24 protein-coding genes and 3 tRNA genes are annotated in these 19,264 nt (G+C 42.1%); 18 read left to right on the top strand and 9 right to left on the bottom strand.

Annotated elements, in window-relative coordinates; all coding sequences use genetic code 11:
* The first annotated feature begins 343 nt into the window (after positions 1-343).
* The 11 genes from rpsJ to rpsQ are packed head-to-tail and all read left to right on the top strand — an operon-like array spanning position 344 to position 5,311.
* The gene (rpsJ, locus tag AN213_RS19010) at positions 344-655 is read left to right on the top strand and encodes a 30S ribosomal protein S10 (protein WP_002957900.1); all 312 of its coding nucleotides are present in this window, start codon (positions 344-346) and stop codon (positions 653-655) included.
* 27 nt (positions 656-682) lie between these two features.
* Positions 683-1,318 (top strand): 50S ribosomal protein L3, encoded by a 636-nt coding sequence (rplC, locus tag AN213_RS19005; protein ID WP_036974218.1) that lies wholly within the window; start codon positions 683-685, stop codon positions 1,316-1,318.
* A 17-nt stretch (positions 1,319-1,335) separates the two neighbouring features.
* Positions 1,336-1,941, top strand: a complete 606-nt coding sequence (rplD, locus tag AN213_RS19000; protein ID WP_054552367.1) for a 50S ribosomal protein L4 — start codon at positions 1,336-1,338, stop codon at positions 1,939-1,941.
* Positions 1,938-2,240 carry a 50S ribosomal protein L23 gene (gene rplW, locus AN213_RS18995; RefSeq protein WP_054552368.1) on the top strand — a complete coding sequence of 101 codons (303 nt, stop codon included), beginning with the start codon at positions 1,938-1,940 and terminating at the stop codon, positions 2,238-2,240. Before rplD ends, rplW begins: the two co-directional genes overlap by 4 nt.
* Positions 2,241-2,257: 17 nt before the next feature.
* A complete protein-coding gene (rplB, locus tag AN213_RS18990) occupies positions 2,258-3,082 on the top strand; it encodes a 50S ribosomal protein L2 (protein ID WP_054552369.1) in 825 nt (274 codons plus the stop codon).
* A 16-nt stretch (positions 3,083-3,098) separates the two neighbouring features.
* The gene (gene rpsS / locus AN213_RS18985) at positions 3,099-3,377 is read left to right on the top strand and encodes a 30S ribosomal protein S19 (RefSeq protein WP_010376377.1); all 279 of its coding nucleotides are present in this window, start codon (positions 3,099-3,101) and stop codon (positions 3,375-3,377) included.
* A gap of 14 nt (positions 3,378-3,391) precedes the next feature.
* Positions 3,392-3,724 carry a 50S ribosomal protein L22 gene (gene rplV, locus AN213_RS18980; RefSeq protein ID WP_004588690.1) on the top strand — a complete coding sequence of 111 codons (333 nt, stop codon included), beginning with the start codon at positions 3,392-3,394 and terminating at the stop codon, positions 3,722-3,724.
* Between the two features lie 11 nt (positions 3,725-3,735).
* On the top strand, positions 3,736-4,437 hold the full coding sequence (gene rpsC, locus AN213_RS18975; protein WP_054552370.1) for a 30S ribosomal protein S3: 702 nt from the start codon (positions 3,736-3,738) through the stop codon (positions 4,435-4,437).
* A gap of 12 nt (positions 4,438-4,449) precedes the next feature.
* The gene (rplP, locus tag AN213_RS18970; RefSeq protein WP_036974208.1) at positions 4,450-4,863 is read left to right on the top strand and encodes a 50S ribosomal protein L16; all 414 of its coding nucleotides are present in this window, start codon (positions 4,450-4,452) and stop codon (positions 4,861-4,863) included.
* Positions 4,863-5,054: a 50S ribosomal protein L29 gene (gene rpmC / locus AN213_RS18965; RefSeq protein ID WP_054552371.1), complete on the top strand. Its 192-nt coding sequence runs from the start codon at positions 4,863-4,865 to the stop codon at positions 5,052-5,054. Before rplP ends, rpmC begins: the two co-directional genes overlap by 1 nt.
* Positions 5,054-5,311, top strand: coding sequence for a 30S ribosomal protein S17 (gene rpsQ / locus AN213_RS18960; protein WP_054552372.1), 258 nt, complete (start codon positions 5,054-5,056; stop codon positions 5,309-5,311). Before rpmC ends, rpsQ begins: the two co-directional genes overlap by 1 nt.
* A gap of 228 nt (positions 5,312-5,539) precedes the next feature.
* On the opposite strand, the gene AN213_RS18955 is transcribed toward rpsQ, so the two are convergent.
* The 8 genes from AN213_RS18955 to AN213_RS18925 all read right to left on the bottom strand — a co-directional run bounded on the left by AN213_RS18955 (position 5,540) and on the right by AN213_RS18925 (position 13,090).
* Positions 5,540-6,424, bottom strand: coding sequence for a hypothetical protein (locus AN213_RS18955; RefSeq protein WP_055199359.1), 885 nt, complete (start codon positions 6,422-6,424; stop codon positions 5,540-5,542).
* 129 nt (positions 6,425-6,553) lie between these two features.
* Positions 6,554-7,747: a dipeptidase gene (locus tag AN213_RS18950; protein WP_054563921.1), complete on the bottom strand. Its 1,194-nt coding sequence runs from the start codon at positions 7,745-7,747 to the stop codon at positions 6,554-6,556.
* A gap of 60 nt (positions 7,748-7,807) precedes the next feature.
* Positions 7,808-8,065 (bottom strand): YheU family protein, encoded by a 258-nt coding sequence (locus AN213_RS18945; protein WP_054563920.1) that lies wholly within the window; start codon positions 8,063-8,065, stop codon positions 7,808-7,810.
* On the bottom strand, positions 8,062-9,042 hold the full coding sequence (locus AN213_RS18940) for a hydrolase (RefSeq protein ID WP_055199358.1): 981 nt from the start codon (positions 9,040-9,042) through the stop codon (positions 8,062-8,064). Before AN213_RS18940 ends, AN213_RS18945 begins: the two co-directional genes overlap by 4 nt.
* A gap of 142 nt (positions 9,043-9,184) precedes the next feature.
* Positions 9,185-9,325 (bottom strand): DUF3149 domain-containing protein, encoded by a 141-nt coding sequence (locus tag AN213_RS20205; protein ID WP_119852677.1) that lies wholly within the window; start codon positions 9,323-9,325, stop codon positions 9,185-9,187.
* 237 nt (positions 9,326-9,562) lie between these two features.
* Entirely contained in the window at positions 9,563-11,719 is a 2,157-nt protein-coding gene (locus AN213_RS18935) for an ATP-binding protein (RefSeq protein ID WP_055199357.1), read from the bottom strand.
* Between the two features lie 112 nt (positions 11,720-11,831).
* Complete coding sequence (locus AN213_RS18930; RefSeq protein WP_054563917.1) at positions 11,832-12,488, bottom strand: response regulator transcription factor; 657 nt, start codon at positions 12,486-12,488, stop codon at positions 11,832-11,834.
* A 230-nt stretch (positions 12,489-12,718) separates the two neighbouring features.
* Entirely contained in the window at positions 12,719-13,090 is a 372-nt protein-coding gene (locus AN213_RS18925; RefSeq protein ID WP_055199356.1) for a histidine triad nucleotide-binding protein, read from the bottom strand.
* Between the two features lie 105 nt (positions 13,091-13,195).
* Between AN213_RS18925 and AN213_RS18920 the strand changes: the two genes are divergently transcribed.
* Positions 13,196-13,825, top strand: coding sequence for a DUF2057 domain-containing protein (locus tag AN213_RS18920; RefSeq protein ID WP_055199355.1), 630 nt, complete (start codon positions 13,196-13,198; stop codon positions 13,823-13,825).
* A 52-nt stretch (positions 13,826-13,877) separates the two neighbouring features.
* On the opposite strand, the gene AN213_RS18915 is transcribed toward AN213_RS18920, so the two are convergent.
* Complete coding sequence (locus AN213_RS18915) at positions 13,878-15,722, bottom strand: M1 family metallopeptidase (RefSeq protein WP_055199354.1); 1,845 nt, start codon at positions 15,720-15,722, stop codon at positions 13,878-13,880.
* A gap of 145 nt (positions 15,723-15,867) precedes the next feature.
* Here AN213_RS18915 and murB point away from each other — a divergent pair, with 145 nt between their 5' ends.
* The 6 genes from murB (at position 15,868) to AN213_RS18885 (ending at position 19,069) form a co-directional block, all read left to right on the top strand.
* Positions 15,868-16,878, top strand: coding sequence for a UDP-N-acetylmuramate dehydrogenase (gene murB, locus AN213_RS18910; protein WP_055021741.1), 1,011 nt, complete (start codon positions 15,868-15,870; stop codon positions 16,876-16,878).
* Complete coding sequence (birA, locus tag AN213_RS18905) at positions 16,875-17,867, top strand: bifunctional biotin--[acetyl-CoA-carboxylase] ligase/biotin operon repressor BirA (protein ID WP_054563912.1); 993 nt, start codon at positions 16,875-16,877, stop codon at positions 17,865-17,867. Before murB ends, birA begins: the two co-directional genes overlap by 4 nt.
* Complete coding sequence (locus AN213_RS18900) at positions 17,864-18,562, top strand: type III pantothenate kinase (RefSeq protein WP_055021739.1); 699 nt, start codon at positions 17,864-17,866, stop codon at positions 18,560-18,562. Before birA ends, AN213_RS18900 begins: the two co-directional genes overlap by 4 nt.
* Before the next feature lie 214 nt (positions 18,563-18,776).
* Positions 18,777-18,861, top strand: a tRNA-Tyr gene (locus AN213_RS18895).
* A 44-nt stretch (positions 18,862-18,905) separates the two neighbouring features.
* A tRNA-Gly gene (locus tag AN213_RS18890) sits at positions 18,906-18,980 on the top strand.
* Positions 18,981-18,993: 13 nt separating this feature from the next.
* Positions 18,994-19,069, top strand: a tRNA-Thr gene (locus AN213_RS18885).
* The last annotated feature ends 195 nt before the right edge of the window (positions 19,070-19,264 follow it).

Raw genomic sequence — 19,264 nt, 5'->3', positions numbered from 1 at the left:
CCATTTAAAAGCGATTTTCTAGCTTCTTTACTCGCACAAGTATAATTTAAAGACGCTAATGTTATTGATAAAGTTCGAAAATTAAACAAAATTTAATTTAGACCTTTGAGATTTTCAAAATAGTTGTTGCATTTATCACCAATCTATCTATAATACGCAGGCTTTCAAAATTCCCTCGGGAACTTGGAAGGAAAGATTAAGCTTGGATTTCAAGCTAATAAACAGGAATTCCGATTTGGAATTCATCGTAGATATAAGAAAGCAGCCGACATCTTAGTTATTAAGATTGTTTCGGTCGTTTTTTTATGCTCTTTTTAAATGCTCTTTATATTGAGGTTTAAGAATGTCAAATCAACGCATTCGTATTCGCCTAAAAGCTTTTGACCACCGTTTGATTGACCAATCAACGGCGGAAATCGTGGAAACTGCGAAACGCACTGGCGCACAAGTACGTGGTCCAATCCCACTACCTACACGCTTTGAACGTTTTACTGTACTAACTTCACCGCACGTTAACAAAGACGCGCGTGATCAGTACGAAATCCGCACCCATAAACGTCTGATCGACATCGTAGAACCAACTGACAAGACTGTTGACGCTCTAATGCGTTTAGATCTTGCTGCTGGTGTTGATGTTCAAATCAGCCTGGGTTAATCGGAAGATTAGAGAGGTTTTAGGAAAATGGCATTAGGTCTAGTCGGTCGTAAAGTGGGTATGACACGTATCTTCACTGAAGATGGTGTATCTATCCCTGTGACAGTTATCGAAGCGACACCTAACCGCATTGCTCAGATCAAATCTGAAGCAACTGACGGTTATAACGCGCTTCAAGTAACCGCAGGCACTAAAAAAGCAAGCCGTGTAAACAAAGCAGCAGCGGGTCACTTCGCTAAAGCTGGTGTTGAAGCGGGTCGCGGTCTGTGGGAATTCCGCCTAAATGGTGGTGAAGGCGATTTTGAAGTAGGCGCTGAGCTTACTGTTGAATTATTCAACGAAATCAACAAAGTTGACGTAACCGGTACTTCTAAAGGTAAAGGTTTCCAAGGTGGTGTTAAGCGCTGGAACTTCAGCATGCAAGACGCTACTCACGGTAACTCTCTATCTCACCGTGCTCCTGGTTCAATCGGTCAAAACCAATCACCTGGTAAGGTGTTTAAAGGTAAGAAAATGGCCGGTCACATGGGTGCTGAGCGTGTAACGACTCAAAACTTAGAACTAGTTCGCGTTGACGCTGAGCGTAACTTGCTTTTAGTTAAAGGTGCAGTACCTGGCGCTATCGGCGGTGACGTTATCGTTAAACCAGCTGTTAAAGCATAAGTCCTGGAGATTTAGTGATGGAATTAGCAATTAAAGACGCTTCTGGCGCTCTTGAAGTTTCTGAAGCTACTTTTGGACGTGAGTTTAACGAAGCATTAGTACACCAAGTAGTTGTTGCTTACGCAGCAGGTGCTCGTCAAGGTACTCGTGCTCAGAAGACACGTTCTGAAGTAAGCGGTGGTGGTAAAAAACCATGGTCTCAAAAAGGTACTGGCCGTGCACGTGCTGGTACAATTCGTAGCCCAATTTGGCGTTCAGGTGGCGTTAGCTTCGCAGCTAAACCACAAGATCACAGCCAAAAAGTAAACCGTAAAATGTACCGCGGTGCGATCAAAAGCATCTTATCTGAATTAGTTCGTCAAGAGCGTTTAATCGTTGTTGAGCAGTTTGGTCTTGAAGCACCAAAAACTAAAGAACTAGTTTCTAAGCTTAAAGAACTTGAGCTTAAAGATGTTCTAATCGTGACTGAAGAAGTAGATGAGAATCTTTTCTTATCGGCACGTAACCTATACAAGGTTGACACGCGTGATGTAGCTGGTATCGATCCTGTAAGCCTAATCGCTTTCGATAAGGTACTTATTACAGCTGCTGCTGTTAAGCAACTTGAGGAGGCGCTAGCATGATCCGTGAAGAACGTCTTTTAAAAGTGATCCTTGCTCCACACATCTCTGAAAAAAGCACTATCGCTGCTGAAGAGAACAACACGATTGTTTTCAAAGTAGCTTCTGATGCAACTAAAGCTGAAATCAAAGCTGCAGCAGAAAAGCTTTTTGAAGTAGAAGTAACTGGTGTTCGCACACTAAACGTTAAGGGTAAAACAAAACGTACTGGCATGCGTTTCGGTCGTCGTTCAGACTGGAAGAAAGCTTACGTTACTCTTAAAGAAGGTAGCGAGCTAGACTTTGTCGGCGGCGCCGAGTAATAAGGGGAGTTAGAATTATGGCACTTCAAAAGTGTAAACCAACTTCTGCGGGTCGTCGTCACCTGGTTAAAGTGGTTAACCCAGATCTACATAAGGGTAAACCTTACGCACCACTACTAGAGAAAAACTCTAAGTCTGGTGGTCGTAATAACAAAGGTCGTATCACGGTTCGTCACATCGGTGGTGGTCATAAGCATCATTACCGTGTAATCGACTTTAAACGCACTAAAGATGGCATTCCAGCTGTTGTTGAGCGTCTAGAGTATGATCCAAACCGTAGCGCAAACATCGCTCTTGTATTATATGCAGACGGTGAGCGTCGTTACATTATTGCACCTAAAGGCTTAAAAGCTGGTGATTCAATCCAATCTGGTATTGATGCACCAATCAAAGCTGGTAACACGTTACCAATGCGTAACATGCCTGTAGGTTCGACTGTTCACAACGTAGAATTAAAACCAGGTAAAGGCGCGCAAATCGCACGTTCTGCTGGTGCATACGTTCAAATCCTTGCTCGTGAAGGTCAATACGTAACTCTACGTCTTCGTTCTGGCGAAGTTCGTAAAGTTCCAGCTGACTGTCGCGCAACACTTGGTGAAGTAGGCAATGCTGAGCATATGCTTCGTTCACTAGGTAAAGCTGGTGCAAATCGCTGGCGTGGTATCCGTCCGACAGTTCGTGGTGTTGCCATGAACCCGGTAGATCACCCGCACGGTGGTGGTGAAGGTCGTACATCTGGTGGTCGTCATCCTGTGTCTCCATGGGGTAAGCCGACTAAAGGTGCTAAGACACGTAAGAACAAGCGTACTGATAAATTTATCGTACGTCGTCGTACTAAATAATAGTTGAGGAATAGCCATGCCACGTTCTCTCAAGAAAGGTCCTTTTATTGACCTACACTTGCTGAAGAAGGTAGAGAAAGCGTTGGAAAGCGGTGACAAGAAGCCAATTAAAACTTGGAGCCGTCGTTCAATGATCATACCTAACATGATCGGATTGACCATCGCTGTCCATAATGGTCGTCAGCACGTTCCTGTGTTCATCACAGACGAAATGATCGGTCACAAACTAGGTGAATTTGCACCAACTCGTACTTACCGCGGTCACGCTGCGGATAAGAAAGCGAAGAAACGTTAAGAGGGGAATGATAAATGCAAGCATTAGCTAAACATAAATTCGCCTCTGGTTCGGCGCAAAAAGCACGTCTAGTTGCAGATCAGATCCGCGGACTTCCGGTTGATCGCGCTCTAGAAATCCTGGCGTACAGCCCTAAAAAAGCGGCTGTATTAGTTAAAAAAGTACTTGAGTCTGCTATTGCTAACGCAGAGCATAACGAAGGTGCTGACATTGATGAGCTTCGTGTAACTACGATCTTTGTGGACGATGGTCCAACAATGAAGCGTATTATGCCACGTGCTAAAGGACGCGCAGACCGCATCCTTAAGCGTACAAGCCACATCACTGTTGTGGTTTCAGATAGCTAGGAGTATAAGTAATGGGACAAAAAGTTCATCCTACTGGTATTCGCCTAGGTATCTCTAAACCTTGGGTTTCTACCTGGTACGCGAATTCAAAAGATTTCTCTGATCAGCTTTTTGGCGATCACAAAGTACGTACTTTCCTTACTAAGGAATTAAAAGCGGCTTCTGTGTCTAAAATCGTTATCGAGCGTCCAGCAAAATCTATCCGTGTAACAATTCACACAGCTCGTCCTGGTGTTGTTATCGGTAAAAAAGGCGAAGACGTTGAAAAACTACGTCAAGCAGTAACTAAGATTGCAGGTGTTCCGGCTCAGATTAATATCGCTGAAGTTCGTAAGCCTGAACTTGATGCACAACTAGTAGCTGACGGTATTGCGTCACAGCTAGAGCGTCGTGTTATGTTCCGTCGCGCTATGAAGCGTTCGGTACAAAATGCAATGCGCATTGGTGCAAAGGGTATCAAAGTTGAAGTTAGCGGTCGTCTTGGCGGTGCTGAGATCGCACGTTCAGAATGGTATCGTGAAGGTCGTGTACCTCTACATACTCTTCGTGCTGATATCGACTACGCAACTTCTGAAGCCTTAACCACTTATGGTATCATTGGTGTTAAAGTTTGGATCTTCAAAGGCGAAGTTATTGGTGGTTTACCACTAGTACAAGAGCAAGAGAAGCCAGCTAAACGCGCGCCAAAGAAAGCCAAAAAAAGTGCTAAGTAGAGGTAGCGAGTAATGTTACAGCCAAAACGTACAAAATTCCGTAAAATGCACAAAGGCCGCAACCGCGGTTTAGCGCAAAACGGTAACAAAGTAAGCTTCGGTACTTTCGGTTTGAAAGCTACTGGCCGTGGCCGTATGACTGCTCGTCAAATCGAAGCAGCTCGTCGTGCTATGACACGTCACGTAAAGCGTCAAGGTAAAATCTGGATTCGTGTATTCCCAGATAAGCCAATTACGAACAAACCATTAGAAGTTCGTATGGGTAAAGGTAAAGGTTCTGTTGAATATTGGGTTGCTGAAATTCAACCTGGTAAAGTACTTTACGAAATGGAAGGTGTTTCTGAAGAGCTTGCTCGTGAAGCATTTAACCTTGCAGCGCGTAAATTACCATTCACAACAACTTTCGTAACTCGGACGGTGATGTAATGAAAGCTAGCGAACTAAAAGACAAAAGCGTAGAAGAGCTAAATGCTGAACTTCTAGGACTTCTTCGTGAGCAGTTCAACCTGCGCATGCAAGCAAGCACTGGTCAGTTAGCTCAGACACACACGCTAAGAACAGTACGTCGCGATATCGCGCGTGTAAAAACAGTTATTAACCAGAAGGCAGGTCAATAATGAGCGATAAAATCCGTACTCTTCAAGGCCGTGTAATCAGCGACAAGATGGATAAATCTTTCACTGTTGCTATCGCACGTTACGTGAAGCATCCAGTATATGGAAAATTCATCAAACGTACGACTAAACTACACGTACATGACGAAAACAACACAGCTCAAACTGGTGACGTAGTTACTATTTCTGAGTGTGCTCCTATTTCTAAGACTAAGTCTTGGACTTTAGTAGACGTTGTTGAGCGTCCAAAGAAAGCTTAATTTTTAATTAAGTTTCCTTACTAAAAAGCCCCGGCATCTGCTGGGGCTTTTTGTTTTTAAAAACAGTTGGAAGCTTTAAGCTATAAGTTTTAAGTAGATTGAGCGGGTTGTTTTCTTTCGGTTTACAAAAACTAATAGTTGCTTGAGAGTAAACAGGATTTAGTTTGTCCTAGCACCTACCTAGCACCTAGCACCTAGCACCTAGCACCTAGCACCTAGCACCTTCAATCATTTCCCCAACGCTTTATCTAGCTCTTCTCTTAACCGTGGGCCTTTTAGATTTTCAGCCATGATTTCGGCAACTTTTGTATTGCTACTATTTTCAAGAGCGGTAATGCGTTCTGCTAAATCACTGGCATAACTATTGTTGCCGTCTCTTGTGGCACGGAAAAATTGGCCAATGAGGGCTGTGGCAGAAATATTGCGAACATAATCATTATCGTCAGTTTGTAACAGCTTTTGAAAATGCTCAGCGAGCTTAGGCGATACGTTATTTTGGCGAGATAAATTCTCTAAAGTACTGACACGAATCTTAGGGTCATTGGTGTATTCGCTAATGCTTATCATGGCATCGATTACTGCATTTGCTTGGCTGTCGTCCAAGTCGCGTCTGAGCATGCTTAGGGTCATTTTTAGTTGCCCGTAGGCTGCCAAGCGCTCATTTTCGGACTTACTCAAATTGAGTAAGGTGGCAAGAGCTTCATTTATTGAGCTGTCGGCATATTGTGGGTCTGCTTTGATGCGTTCGCGGTAGTCATCAGGTAAATTACTTAGCCAGCCAAGCGCTGGATTTCTTTTCTCAATTTCGACTCGTCGCTCTTTTTCTTGCTGTTCCATTGCTTGTTTAACTAATGAGGCAAGTCGCTCAGGATCAATTGTTGGCGCTTGATTTTCAAGCTCGTGAATGCGTGTTTCGAGATCTAAAATATAGCCATGTAAGGCAACTAGATTTTCTCTGTCTTGCTCTGGAATGGTTAACTTTTTTAAGTTAGGTTTTGCTTGCTGAATAACTACAGGCTTGTCAGTCGAGTTTACTTTTGTATAGCTATAAATTGATAAGCCAAGTGCAATGCTTGCAAATGCCAGCGCAGTATTCCCTTGCCAAGTTGACATATCACATCATCCAAGTTGCTTTGTAATATCAGCAGATTAAAACAAGCTATTTGTATTATCAATTACTTATAATGATAAAAACAAAAAGCGCAGCTAGTTAGCTGCGCTTTTAAATGGAGTTTGTGTCGATTAATGGGCTTTTGCGTATGCTTCAGCTTGTTGCCATACACGTAGCATATTGCCACTTAAAATCTTTTTGATGTCTTTATCACTATAACCACGGTCCATTAGACCTTGCACAAGGTTAGGATAGCTAGATACATCTTTTAAGCCAGTAGGTAGAGAGTCGCCTACACCATCGTAATCTGAGCCAATACCCACATAATCGATGCCAATTAGCTCAACTACATGGTCAATGTGATCAAGTACTTGTTCTAAGCTTGCAAATGGAAACGGGTTTTTAGCGCGATAAGCAGCATCAAAATCTTTGCTTAGCTTAGTACCGTCTTTTTTCTTTTCAGCCTTTGCTGATTTAAGTTGATCGTACCAAGAGCCTGCTTTTGCTGTAACAAAGCTTGAACCGAAGTTAATTTGAATAACACCACCATTCTTTTTAAGAGCTAACAGCATGTCGTCATTCATATTACGCTCAAAGCCAGGGGTGTATTTACGCAGTGACGAGTGTGAAGCAATCACGGGTACTTTCGAGATTTCCATCACTTGGTAAAACGCATCATCAGAAATATGCGATACATCAACCAGCATACCAATGTTGTTCATTTCTTTTACTAGCTCTTTACCGAATGGGCTAAGGCCTTTCCACTTACGACGGATGTCATAAGATGAATCAGAAATGTGGTTGCTCTGTGAGTGAGCTAGCGTGATGTAACGTACGCCACGCTCATAAAAATGCTTAAGGTTTTTAATGTCGCCTTCGATAGGTGAGCCGTTTTCCATGCCCATAGCAATCGACATTTTGCCTTGTTTAAATTGCTCTTTAATATCGGCAGTTGAGTCAGCAATAGCGAATTTACTTGGTGCGCGTTGCACAATCGCTTCCATAGAATCGATTAGCTGATTTGCTAATTGATAGCTTTTACCTTTGCCTTCAAATTCTAGGTTTGCAGGAATGTAAATTGACATGAAAGGAGCGTTCAAACCACCTTGCACAGCACGCGGATAATCAAAGTCACCGTCGCTTGTAGCTTTGGTTACGTCAGCCCACTTGTTATGAATACGGTAAGGCACATCGATATGGGTATCGATTAAAATAGTGTCTTTTGCCAGTTTAATGGCTTTATCTGATGCAGTAACCTGATCTGCATTTGCTTGACCAATTAAGGCCAAAGAAACTGCGGCAACCAGTGAGCTTAGTTTTTTCATTTTTTAATGGCTCTTTAAGTTAAAAAGCCATTGTGAAGGGTTACAGTGTAACTTACAAGTTTAGTCGTTAAACGACGCTTGGTACTCTGGATCTGCTTGTAGAGCAACGAATTCAGCTTTAGATATAATCGTAACTGACTCATGTAACTCAGAAAAAAACACCATGGCTTCACCATTTTTAAGCTGTTGATGAACCTGCGCTACTTTGCTTTCAATGCTAAATTCTTGTTCGCCGTAATCAGTGCCTTCACGTAAAACATAACTTTCGATTAAATTATACAGAGTCTCTTTATCGAGGCGTTCGTGGGGAATGATCATAACTGCTCTTTTTTAACTAATTGTTGAAAATACTCAGGAACAATTCGTTCAAGCCAATATTCGGGCTTAAAAGGGTTTTTACCGCTAATAAATCCGACATGGCCCCCTTGTTCTGAGATGCGCAGCGTAACATGTTCACTCACATCTAAGCTATCTGGCACGGCTTTTATTGATAACATCGGGTCATCTTTGGCGTGCACAATCAGCGTAGGTGTTGCAATGCTTTTTAAAAATGGTTTTGCACTCGCTTGCCGATAGTAATCTTCAGCACCGGCAAAGCCATGCAATGGTGCCGTGAGCATATTATCGAATTGCCATAAGTCATCAATCGCCATAAGTTTTTCTGGCGTTAGGCTAATTTGCTGTTCGATTTGTGGCAGCTTTCTTTGCATCGACTTTTTCATACGGTCGAGCAAATACTTTTGATAAATCTTGCCTAAGCTTTTGCGAATAACTTCGCAAGATGATGACAAGTCAAATGGTGCAGACACAACGACTGCGCCAGTTAAGTTTGATTTAGTACCTTGCTCACCTAAATACTTTGCCAGTACATTACCACCTAACGAAAAGCCCACGGCAAATAACGGGCGTTTTGGAAACTTGCTCTTCAGGTGGTTGATGAAAAAGCGCAGGTCTTCTGTTTCACCGCTGTGATAAGCACGTGCTAAACGGTTAACTTCGCGCGAGCAGTTTCGAAAATGCATCAATACAACAGCAAAGCCTTGTTGTTTAAGCTTTTTCATCATGCCTTTAGCATAAAAGCTGTTTATATTGCCTTCTAAACCATGCAATACAATAGCGAGGGGTGCTTGCTCGTTATGAGGTGTTGCCCAAGCCAGTTCTAAAAAGTCGCCATCTGGAGTATCGATTGTCGATAAGTCGTAGCGGGTATTATGAAAAGGGCGAAAAAAGCGCGGCATTATGGTTTGTAAATGGCGATTGCGCATCCACCACGCAGGCTTAAACTCAGGTAACATAGCTGACACTTTCGAAACAAAATAAGCGCCTATTGTAGCAAGTTTTTGCTTTTTGAGAACCGCTACAAGATTTTAGCTAGCTGCAAATAAAAAGCCCCTAAACAATAAATTGGATAGGGGCTTTGTGCGTCGTGCTTAATTCTTACTTAGGAACTTCTGCGTCGTGTATTTTCTTAATAAAGAAACCAACATAGAAAAGGCATAAAACGATAACAACTGCCAAAATGCCGAATGACATAAATAAAACTGGGTCGCTAAAAAAATCTCTGAAGAATACGTTCATGGTTGTGCCTCCTAATGTCTATGAGTTAATCATAGGCTGGCTTGAGGGCGGCTGATATGATCCAGATCAAGCTATTTTCCTGATGCGAAATAAGGCGATTTAATAGTTGATTTGGATCAAATTTATTTGGGGAGTTCGGAGCTTTCAGACATGCGAGAGAGGGGAATTTCTACGCATATGACAAATGTCGCTTGCTTGAGGCTAATAGGGATTAGTCTCGCTAGGAGCTAGGAGCTCCTATGCTAACTCACTTCTAACATGCTTTAAGTAGGCTTGTAGGCTTTCTTGCCATAGGACTAATGCGTCGGTTAGTGATTCCTTTAAAGGCTTGTTGTCGAGCAGTTTACGCTCGATTTTCTTAAGTTCTAAACCATAGCGGTTAAAGCCTAGTTGTAAAGCGGTGCTGGCTTGGCGGTGCAGTAGCTTGATGCACTGCTCTTTATCATCCTCGACGAGCTGTTGGCAGCGGATCAGTTTGTTTCTGGCTGACAATACAAACTCGTTGTAAATCGATGACACTTCATCTTCACTGAATGAGCTGACAAGAGTCGCTGCGGCTGTTTCATCATAGAGTGTATCGCGCAGCTCAACAGCAATGCTTGCTGCTTGATTACTTTGTGAGTCACTGAGTGCTTGACGTAGTTTTTGTTGCTTAATGGGTTTGCCAACAATGTCTTTGATACCAAGTGCTAAGTATTCTTTTATTTCATCAGGGCTAAGGCTCGCGGTAAATGCTAACACCGGGGTTCGCTGGTTTAAATGGTCGATATTTTTTAGCTTTTTCAGCACTTCTTGGCCTGTTAAATCAGGCAAATTCATATCGAGTAATACCACATCAAAGTGATGTTTTTGCATTAGTTCAATGGCACTAGTACCATCTTTTGCAAGCTTAATCTTGTGCTCGTCATCGGCCATAAATTCAATGGCAATTTTTTGGTTTAAGTCGAGGTCTTCAACTAATAACACGTCTAGGCCAGTAACATAATCTTTTGATTGGTGGCGCTGTTCAACAAGGCTAAGCTCGCCAATCGCAAGTGGAATATCAAAGCTGAAAGTACTGCCTTTATTAAGTTCACTCTCAATATTGAGCTTGCTGCCTAACTTTTCCAGTAAGCGGCTGGTGATTGCTAAGCCAAGGCCTGTACCACCTTTCTCTTTGCCTGCGCTGCTTTGAACATAAGGTTCTGTCAGGTATGCAATTTCTTCATCTTCAATACCAGGTCCTGAGTCAATAACACTAATGCGAACAAGGTGATCTAATTGCCCTTCATTGAGCAATTTTACTTGGATTTTTACGGCTCCTTGGTCGGTAAACTTAATCGCATTACCTACTAAGTTAATAATAACTTGTCTGAGTTTTTGTTGGTCGCAGTAATAACATGCTTGATCGGGCAAGTTGTATATAAGTTCAAACTTTAAATGTTTTTGCTCTGCTAAAGGGCTGAGTAAAAGGCACAGGTTATTGAGCCAGGTTTTAAACTCGACGTCTTCTTCGTAGAGCGCTTCATCACGCTGATCAAGGCTAGCGTAATCGAGTACTTTATCGACCAGTAAGTTTAGCGACTCAGCTGAGTTAATTATTGCTTCGCAATAAGGTTTGTCACGTGGGTCACTCGACTGGTTCATGATTAGCTGTGCACTACCCAAAATGCCATTTAACGGTGTACGTATTTCATGGCTAATAGTTGATAAGAATAAACCACGAATTTCTAAGTCTTTATGAGCTTTTTCAGCTAACTGATTGAGGTTTTGTTCGCGGCGTTCATTACATAATAGTGCCATACCAGTTGCATAAAACATCGGCGCAATAACACCATTAATAAATAAAGTGATACTAAACCAATCCGCTGACAATAAGCTTGCTGTTGTGACATCTCCCATCATTAAGGTTCGGCCTGTAAATATAGCCAGAATAATGCTGAGAATTAAAATGTAGACAATACTGCCATTAGGGTAACTTTTACGGCCATTTCGAATAAATAATGCCAGTAAAAACAAAGCTTCAACTATATGCTGAAGATCAGAAACCAAAATTCGACTACGTAACTCTGCGCTATCAGTGGCAAGGTAAATCATGGTAATCGCGAGCACCACCGTTATCGCAACAAAGGTTTTAAAACCAACGCATTTGGCATTTAAAAATTGGCAAATCGCAAGTACATGAATAATGGAAGCACTAAAGAGTAGGGTGTTTGCGATAGCAATACTGGCAATATTATTGATATGACCATGCAATGCAAAACTCATTACCGATGCAAACATCACTAGAGGGTAGAAAATATAGAGTAAGGTGCCCGGAGTATTATTATTGGTTCGCCATGTAAGGTAATTAAGAAGAGTCATCACTGCCATCATGGCAGCACTGGCGTAATATAAAGTGGCTGAGTCGAGCATTGTATTTCCGGTGTTTTGCAATCAGTTTGAGCATAAAGTCAATTACAGTGTTTAGCAACCAGAAACAAAAACAGACGCGGCTGCGTCTGTTTTAACTTGTAGGATGTTTAGTTTAGCGAATTTCGTCTGGAATATTCTGCTGTGCCCAAGACAATAGCTCGATACGGTTACGACATTTAGTTTTTCTAAATGCACTATATAAGTGAGTTTTAACTGTATGTGGGCTGATGCTTAAGTCTTCAGCAATTTCTTTATTCTTCGAACCTTTACTCATTAGTGAGATTATTGCTTTTTCACGTTTAGTAAGTTTAACCGGTTCGATGTCACCATCTGTCAATTTGTGGAGTGCGTCTTTATTGAACTGCAACATACGATTTAATGCATTACACATGATGTCGCGGCGATACCATAGTTGATCTTCAAGTAATAAACGAATGCCTTTCATTAACACATCTGCATTATCTGTTGTGTAAAACACACCACGAATACCACTTAATAGAGCACGGTTTGCAAGTTCAGGATTTTCATCTAGGTTAAACAGCACGATATCGCATTTTAATCGTAAATTAACTAGCTGCTCTTTTAACTTGCCCCACGGATCTGTGCTTGACGTTTCAATAAATAACAAGCGTGTTCCTTCTGGTACTTCAGAGATATCAGTACCAGATGTCACTGCTAGTCCTTGTGTTTTTAACAATGGCTCTAATACGTTAATGCCAATAGTGTTAATTGGCTCTGGATCTAATAATAAAAAGGCTGAACTACTCATATATATACACTCTTGAATAAAGTTGACAGTTAAATCCTATCACGCAATCCACCCCTTTCGTATTAGAAATTTCTGAGAGTTGTGCAGGAAAAGTACAGTTTGTGTCTGTTTTGTGTCAAAAATTACAGTTAGTTAACTAATCGCAATATGTTAACTAACTGATATATATTTATTATAGCCAAAAATAATATGTTTGTGCTACTTTTTACATTTGTTTACATGTTAAAGTATTAGGTTGCTGTTTTTTTCTTGTCCTGATATGGAGGCCAGCCCATTTCTTTACCTGCTAACATGTGTAGGTGTATATGGTACACAGTTTGTCCGCCGTGGTCATTACAGTTCATTACGACGCGAAATCCGTCTTCACTAAAGCCAAATTGTTTAGCGAGTTTTGCAGCAACTACATATAAGTGACCGACTAAAGCTGAGTTTTCTTCCGTAACATCATTAATCGTCGCTATTGGCGTTTTTGGGATGATCAGCACATGAAAAGGGGCTTGTGGGTTAATATCTTTAAAAGCTAAAGATAGATCGTCCTCATAAACAATATCAGCTGGGATCTCTCGGTTAATAATCTTTGTAAAAATAGTCTCTTGGCTCATACTTAGCTCTCTTATAAATGTGGTTAAATGACCGCCCACTAATGACAAACTTTATTTGCAGTGTCAAACTGAAACTGCCGCAAGTTGAACAACCAAGGAGTGAACATGCGTAAGTTAGTATTACTGAGTAGTGCGTTAATGCTATTTAATAGTTTCAGCAGTGTAGCTGAGACTATTCACTTTCCCGAAGAGTTTGTACCCTTACAAGTTGGAGAGCGCCTAATTGAACAGTCGTTTTTCAGTCGTGTTGACGATGTTGAGCTTGCTCCTGGTACGTACCAAGTGAAGATGAAATATACCGATCTTTACGAGCAAGGTTATGATGACCATCAAGTTGTTGAGTCAGAGCCATTTTGGGTTGAGCTTACGGTAGAGAGTGGCAAAGACTATGACCTAGTGTTTAATCGTGCCAGTAATGCTGTTGCGGCAGAAGTGTTTGCTGAATCACCGCAAGTAAGCTTAAAAGCCAAGGGCAGTGAACTTGCTGTGCCGCTATCGATAGTTAGCTATCGTGCAGCTAGCGCGCCTGTACAAGCTGTAGCCAGTGCCCCAGTTGCTGCTACAAGTACAAGCAACAAACCTGCGACTGCAATCCCTGTCACATTGCCTGCAAAAGTACCCGGCGGACAAGCGGGTTTGAAAAATACGCCAAGTGCGGCTGCGATGCTTGAGTTTTGGTGGCAACAAGCAAGCCCTGAAGAGCGCCGTGCGTTCTTACAAAAAGTAAGTAACTAATAAAATAATTAAAAAAGGCGCTGATTGCAGCGCCTTTTTTGTGTTTGATGACTTACTTTGCAAATAAGTCGTCAACAGTACCTTGTGCAAGTGGGTGGTAACCCGGACGTGCTTTTAAGTACACATCATGCGCCCAGTCTTTTTTACCGTTTTTAATAAGTGCTTTATAGAGTGGCACAATTAATTTACGACGACCGATGCCTGATAGGTGTTCATCAAGCGCTGGGTAAATTGGTTGATAACCATTACCTACCGCTAGCATAAACCATGCGAAAGCACGCTCCGCATTAGTTGACTGTGTTAGGTTGAATTGATTATCAAGCTCAGTCATTTTTTCGATGCTTAAATCGCGAGGTAGGTTATTCAAAAAGTGTAGCCACTCGTGAACTGACCAATCCGCTGTTGGTAACTGGGCTGCAATGAGCTCACCGTTTAACCATGTTTTGGTTACAGCATCAACTTTATCGAAGGCATCAGACGTTGGGTTAGGAGCATCGCTTGGTAAACCAGGCTCAAAGATCCACTCATTAACTTTATCCATGCTCACAACGCCTGGGTATTTGTCGATCAAGTTAGCTTTTAAGTAAGTAACAAATTGCGCTGTTGTAAGAGACTTAAACGCAAATTGGTCAAAGTAACCTTTTACGAATGGGTCAAACTTATCACGGCCAAATTTGTTTTCTAGATAGATTAAGAAAAGCTGACCTTTAGTGTAAGGCACTGAGCTAAATGCATCATCAGGATCGCGGCCATTAAGTTTTAAGTTAAGACGCGTATCTGGTGCTGGTAGAGTTTTAAGTAATGCACGTAAGCCGGCAGCATCAAGCGCTTGCTCCATAACGGCACGGTCACGGCCAAACACTTCTTCCATAATGCGGTTTTCAACGTAAGACGTGAAACCTTCATTTAGCCATAAATCTTCCCAAGTCGCATTGGTTACTAAGTTACCAGACCAAGAGTGAGCAAGCTCGTGAGCAATTAGGTTTACTAAGCTTTTATCGCCAGCAACAACCGTTGGTGTGATGAATGATAAACGTGGGTTTTCCATGCCACCAAATGGGAAGCTTGGCGGTAGCATTAATAAGTCATAACGACCCCATGCGTATTCGCCATACATCGCGTTAGTTTTATCGATCATCGCTTGTGTGTCGTTAAACTCAGCAACTGATGCATCTAAAATTGTTGGCTCAGCAAAGATACCCGTTTGTTTAGACATGGCTTTGAATTCTAAATTACCTGCACCAATTGCGATTAAGTATGGCGAAATTGGTTGTGGCATATTAAATAGGTAATCGCCGTCCTTATAAAGTGCATCTTTGTTATCAGCACTCATCACCGCACGAATGTCTTTAGGAGTGTGAATACGTGCCGAGTAGGTTACACGCATTGCTGGCGTATCTTGTACTGGGATCCAACTACGAGCATGAATTGCTTGTGATTGGCTGTACATAAATGGGTGTGATTTACTGGCTGTTTGCTCTGGCGTTAACCACTGTAAACCTGAAGCTTCTGGGCGGCTGTTGTAGTAAATACGTGCTTTAACTGCTTGGCTTTTAAATTTAATTGTTAATTTTGAGCCCTTCACGTCATCACGTGCAGCAAGGGTGAAGTCAGCTTTGTGCCAGCTGCCTTTTTGATCTTGATACATTACTTTGTCGATATCTAAATCGCGAGTATCAAGCACCAGTGTTTTGCTTGTTGCATTGTGCCAATCTAGCGTGTGCTCAACAAAACCTTCTAGTTGTTTGTCATCAAAATCAACATCTAAATCTAGTAGTAGGTGAGTGGTTGTTACGTCATCTAAGTTTGCGTAAGTGTGCTGGCTGATTGCATCTGCAGTTGCTTGAGAGCAAGCACCGGCCATAGCAAGACTTAAAAGTAATGGTTTAAACTTCATAATAACCCTGGAACGGAAATGAAAAAGAGCCCGTTTTATAACATGATTAGTGCAGTGGGTTGAGTGATTTTTACAATCTAATGCGTATTTTGCGACGATAGGTTACACTAATGCGATTAGTTACCGGTAACCTTTGAGGCGTTTTGTGGCTCAGTCCCTGCAATCTTTTCATACCTTTTCTTTGCCAAGCCAATGCCAGCATTTTTATCAAATTGATGAAGTGAATCAGCTTTTAAGCACAGACTTTTCTGGGCCATTTTGTATTTTAGGTGAAGGCAGTAATACGGTGTTTTTATCTGACTACCAAGGTTCTGTGATCCACATGAATACGAAGGGCATAGATATCGAGCAGCAAAGCGATGGCTTTTTATTGCACATTGCAGCCGGAGAAAACTGGCACCAATTAGTTGCTATGACTATTGCTAATGATATGCCTGGGCTTGAAAACCTTGCTTTAATACCTGGGACTGTTGGTGCTGCACCAGTGCAAAATATAGGTGCTTACGGTGTAGAGCTTGAAAAGTTTGTGAGTTATGTCGACTACTTTGATATTGCCACCAAAACCATAAAGCGCTTAACTAAAGGCGAATGCCAATTTGGGTATCGTGACTCTATCTTCAAGCATGCACTGAAAAATCAAGCGGTGATCACCCAAGTAGGGTTGCTGTTACCTAAGAAATGGCAGCCAGTGCTTAGTTATGGACCATTGCAACTGCTTTCAGAACCCTCTCCACAGCAGGTATTTGAGCAAATCATCACAACCAGAAACAGCAAACTACCAAACCCCAGTGAACTTGCAAATGCAGGCAGTTTTTTCAAAAACCCAGTGATCAGGAATGAGCAACTTGCGTTACTTTTAAAACAGTACCCAGAGCTACCTCATTACTTTGTGGATGCTGAGCATCATAAAGTTGCGGCGGGGTGGTTGATTGAGCAAGCCGGGTTAAAAGGCTTTAAGGTCGCAGGTATTGAAGTGCATCAGCAGCAAGCGTTAGTGCTAGTAAACCACGGTAATAGTACAGGTGGTGACTTAATTGCCATGGTAAAGCATGTACAACAACAGGTTTGGCATAAATATCAGATTGCTTTACAGCACGAAGTACGCCTGATCAATGCCGAACATGAATGCCACATTGAATTGGGAGCTTCATCATGAAAGCACCAGATGGAAATAAGCTCGCTATTTTACAAGCTCTAAATACCGGTGGTTTTATTTCTGGTCAGCAATTGGGCGAGCAGCTCGGTATTAGCCGTGCAGCAGTGGGTAAACATATTCACTCTTTGCAGGAGATGGGGCTCGATATATTTAAGGTTACGGGTAAAGGGTATTGCCTAAATAATAGTGCAGGCTTACTGAACAAAGATAAAATTGGTCAGCATTATAATGAGTTAGGTGGCAGCACCGCGGATGTTGAAGTGCAGCCTATTATTGACTCAACCAACAGTGAGTTAATGCGCCGTTTGCAAACAGAAGTATCACTGCCATCTGGAAGTGTATTAGTTGCAGAAATGCAGCAAGCAGGAAGAGGGCGCCGTGGGCGCGTTTGGCAATCTCCATTTGGTGCAAACTTATACTTTAGTTATTTTTGGCGTTTGGATGATGGTTTGCAAGCTGCTATGGGGGTATCTATTGCTGTTGGGCTTGCTGTTTACGATACGCTTAAAGCCTTATATCAATTGGATGTAGAGCTTAAGTGGCCAAACGATATCTACTTAAACCGTGAAAAATTAGCGGGCGTATTAGTTGAACTAGATGGCCAACCACAAGGGCCTTGTCAGCTTGTAATAGGTATAGGTATTAATTTACATATGCCAGAAAGTGTTAGCCAACACATAGATCAGGCATGGACTGATTTAAGCCAGCATGTACAGGGATTAGATAAAAACAAGCTGGTGGCCTATTTATGCTTTTATTTAGAAAAACGCTTAGCCCAGTATCAGCAATCAGGTTTAAACGATATGTATCTACAGTGGAATCAATTAAATGCATTTGCTGGCGAGTGTGTTGAGCTCAATACGGGTCATCGTAGCTGGCGTGGTATTTGTGAAGGGATTGATAACCAAGGTGGCGTACGTATTCGTCAAGATGGCGAAGTGAAAAGTTATTATGGTGGTGAAATTTCATTACGTAAGGCTGAGCTATGAAACTATTAGTGGATGTTGGTAATACCGCAATTAAAGCCGTTTTGTTTGATGGCAAGGATTACCAAACCTGTGAACTCAGCAATTTACCTTGGTCACAAATAACAGAGCTGGTCTATGCCTGCGTAGGTAGCACAGAGCTACTTAAACCGTTATTAGCACAGGCGCAGCAACATGCTGTTCCTTACTTTGAAGCAGAGGTGACAGCTAAACTCGCTACGTTAACTTGTGCCTATCAGCAGTTTCAAAACCTAGGAATTGATCGCTGGCTCGCGGTGATCGCTGCGTATGTAGAATATCCCGAGCAAAACTGCATTATTATCGATGCCGGTACAGCAACGACAATTGATGTGCTTAATAAAGAAGGCGCGCATCTAGGAGGCTGGATCTTACCTGGCCTTGATTTAATGACCTCATCACTTACCCAAAATACGCAACGCGTGTTTGATGATGAGCAAACCCCATTTACGACTGAGTTAGGGCGTAATACGCCAAATGGCCTAAAAAATGGCGCTATGGTTGCTACTCTTGGTGCAATCGAGCAAGCAAAACAACATCTTAACCAGCAGGGTTGTCAGTTATTATTTGCTGGTGGTTATGGCAAATTGTTAGCAGATACATATATAGATGCTAAGTTTGACAGCTTGCTCGTGTTTAAAGGACTGAATTATTGGCGTGAATTAGCTATAAAGCAGTAAAAATACGGGTTTTTGCCTGAATAGTGAGCGTTTAACACATAAATTCACATTTTTTTTAATTTTATGGTTGCATCACAATAAACCTTACCTTAGAATCTCGCCCCGTACTAAAGCAGTGCCGACTTATGACTTGTAATCAGTAGGTCATCCGTTCAACTCGGATAGTCGGCACCACTTTCCTTTTACCGGAAGTGACTTAGTAAAGAATTTTCGTGGAGGGGTTCCCGAGCGGCCAAAGGGATCAGACTGTAAATCTGACGGCTCAGCCTTCGCTGGTTCGAATCCAGCTCCCTCCACCACTTTATTCTTGACGGTTAGAGGTAGTTTAAGAACAGGTTCCTATGCGGGCATCGTATAATGGCTATTACCTCAGCCTTCCAAGCTGATGATGCGGGTTCGATTCCCGCTGCCCGCTCCAGACTTCTGGTGTTGCTGATATAGCTCAGTTGGTAGAGCGCACCCTTGGTAAGGGTGAGGTCGGCAGTTCAAATCTGCCTATCAGCACCAGTATCGAGAACTCATCTTAATTTCTTCCTTTATCTGTCAGAAAAAACTATTTGAAATTTGAAAAAATTAAATTAATCTACCCTCGGTGGATTATTTTCATATGTAATCTAGATACACAAAACTGATAGGTTCCGTCATGGCAAAAGAAAAGTTTGAACGCGTAAAACCGCACGTAAACGTTGGTATAATCGGCCA

It is taken from the genome of Pseudoalteromonas sp. P1-8 (genome assembly GCF_001399985.1).
Lineage (GTDB): Bacteria > Pseudomonadota > Gammaproteobacteria > Enterobacterales > Alteromonadaceae > Pseudoalteromonas.
Note: the sequence above shows the minus strand (reverse complement) of the source record. Positions and strands in the feature narration are given on the sequence as shown.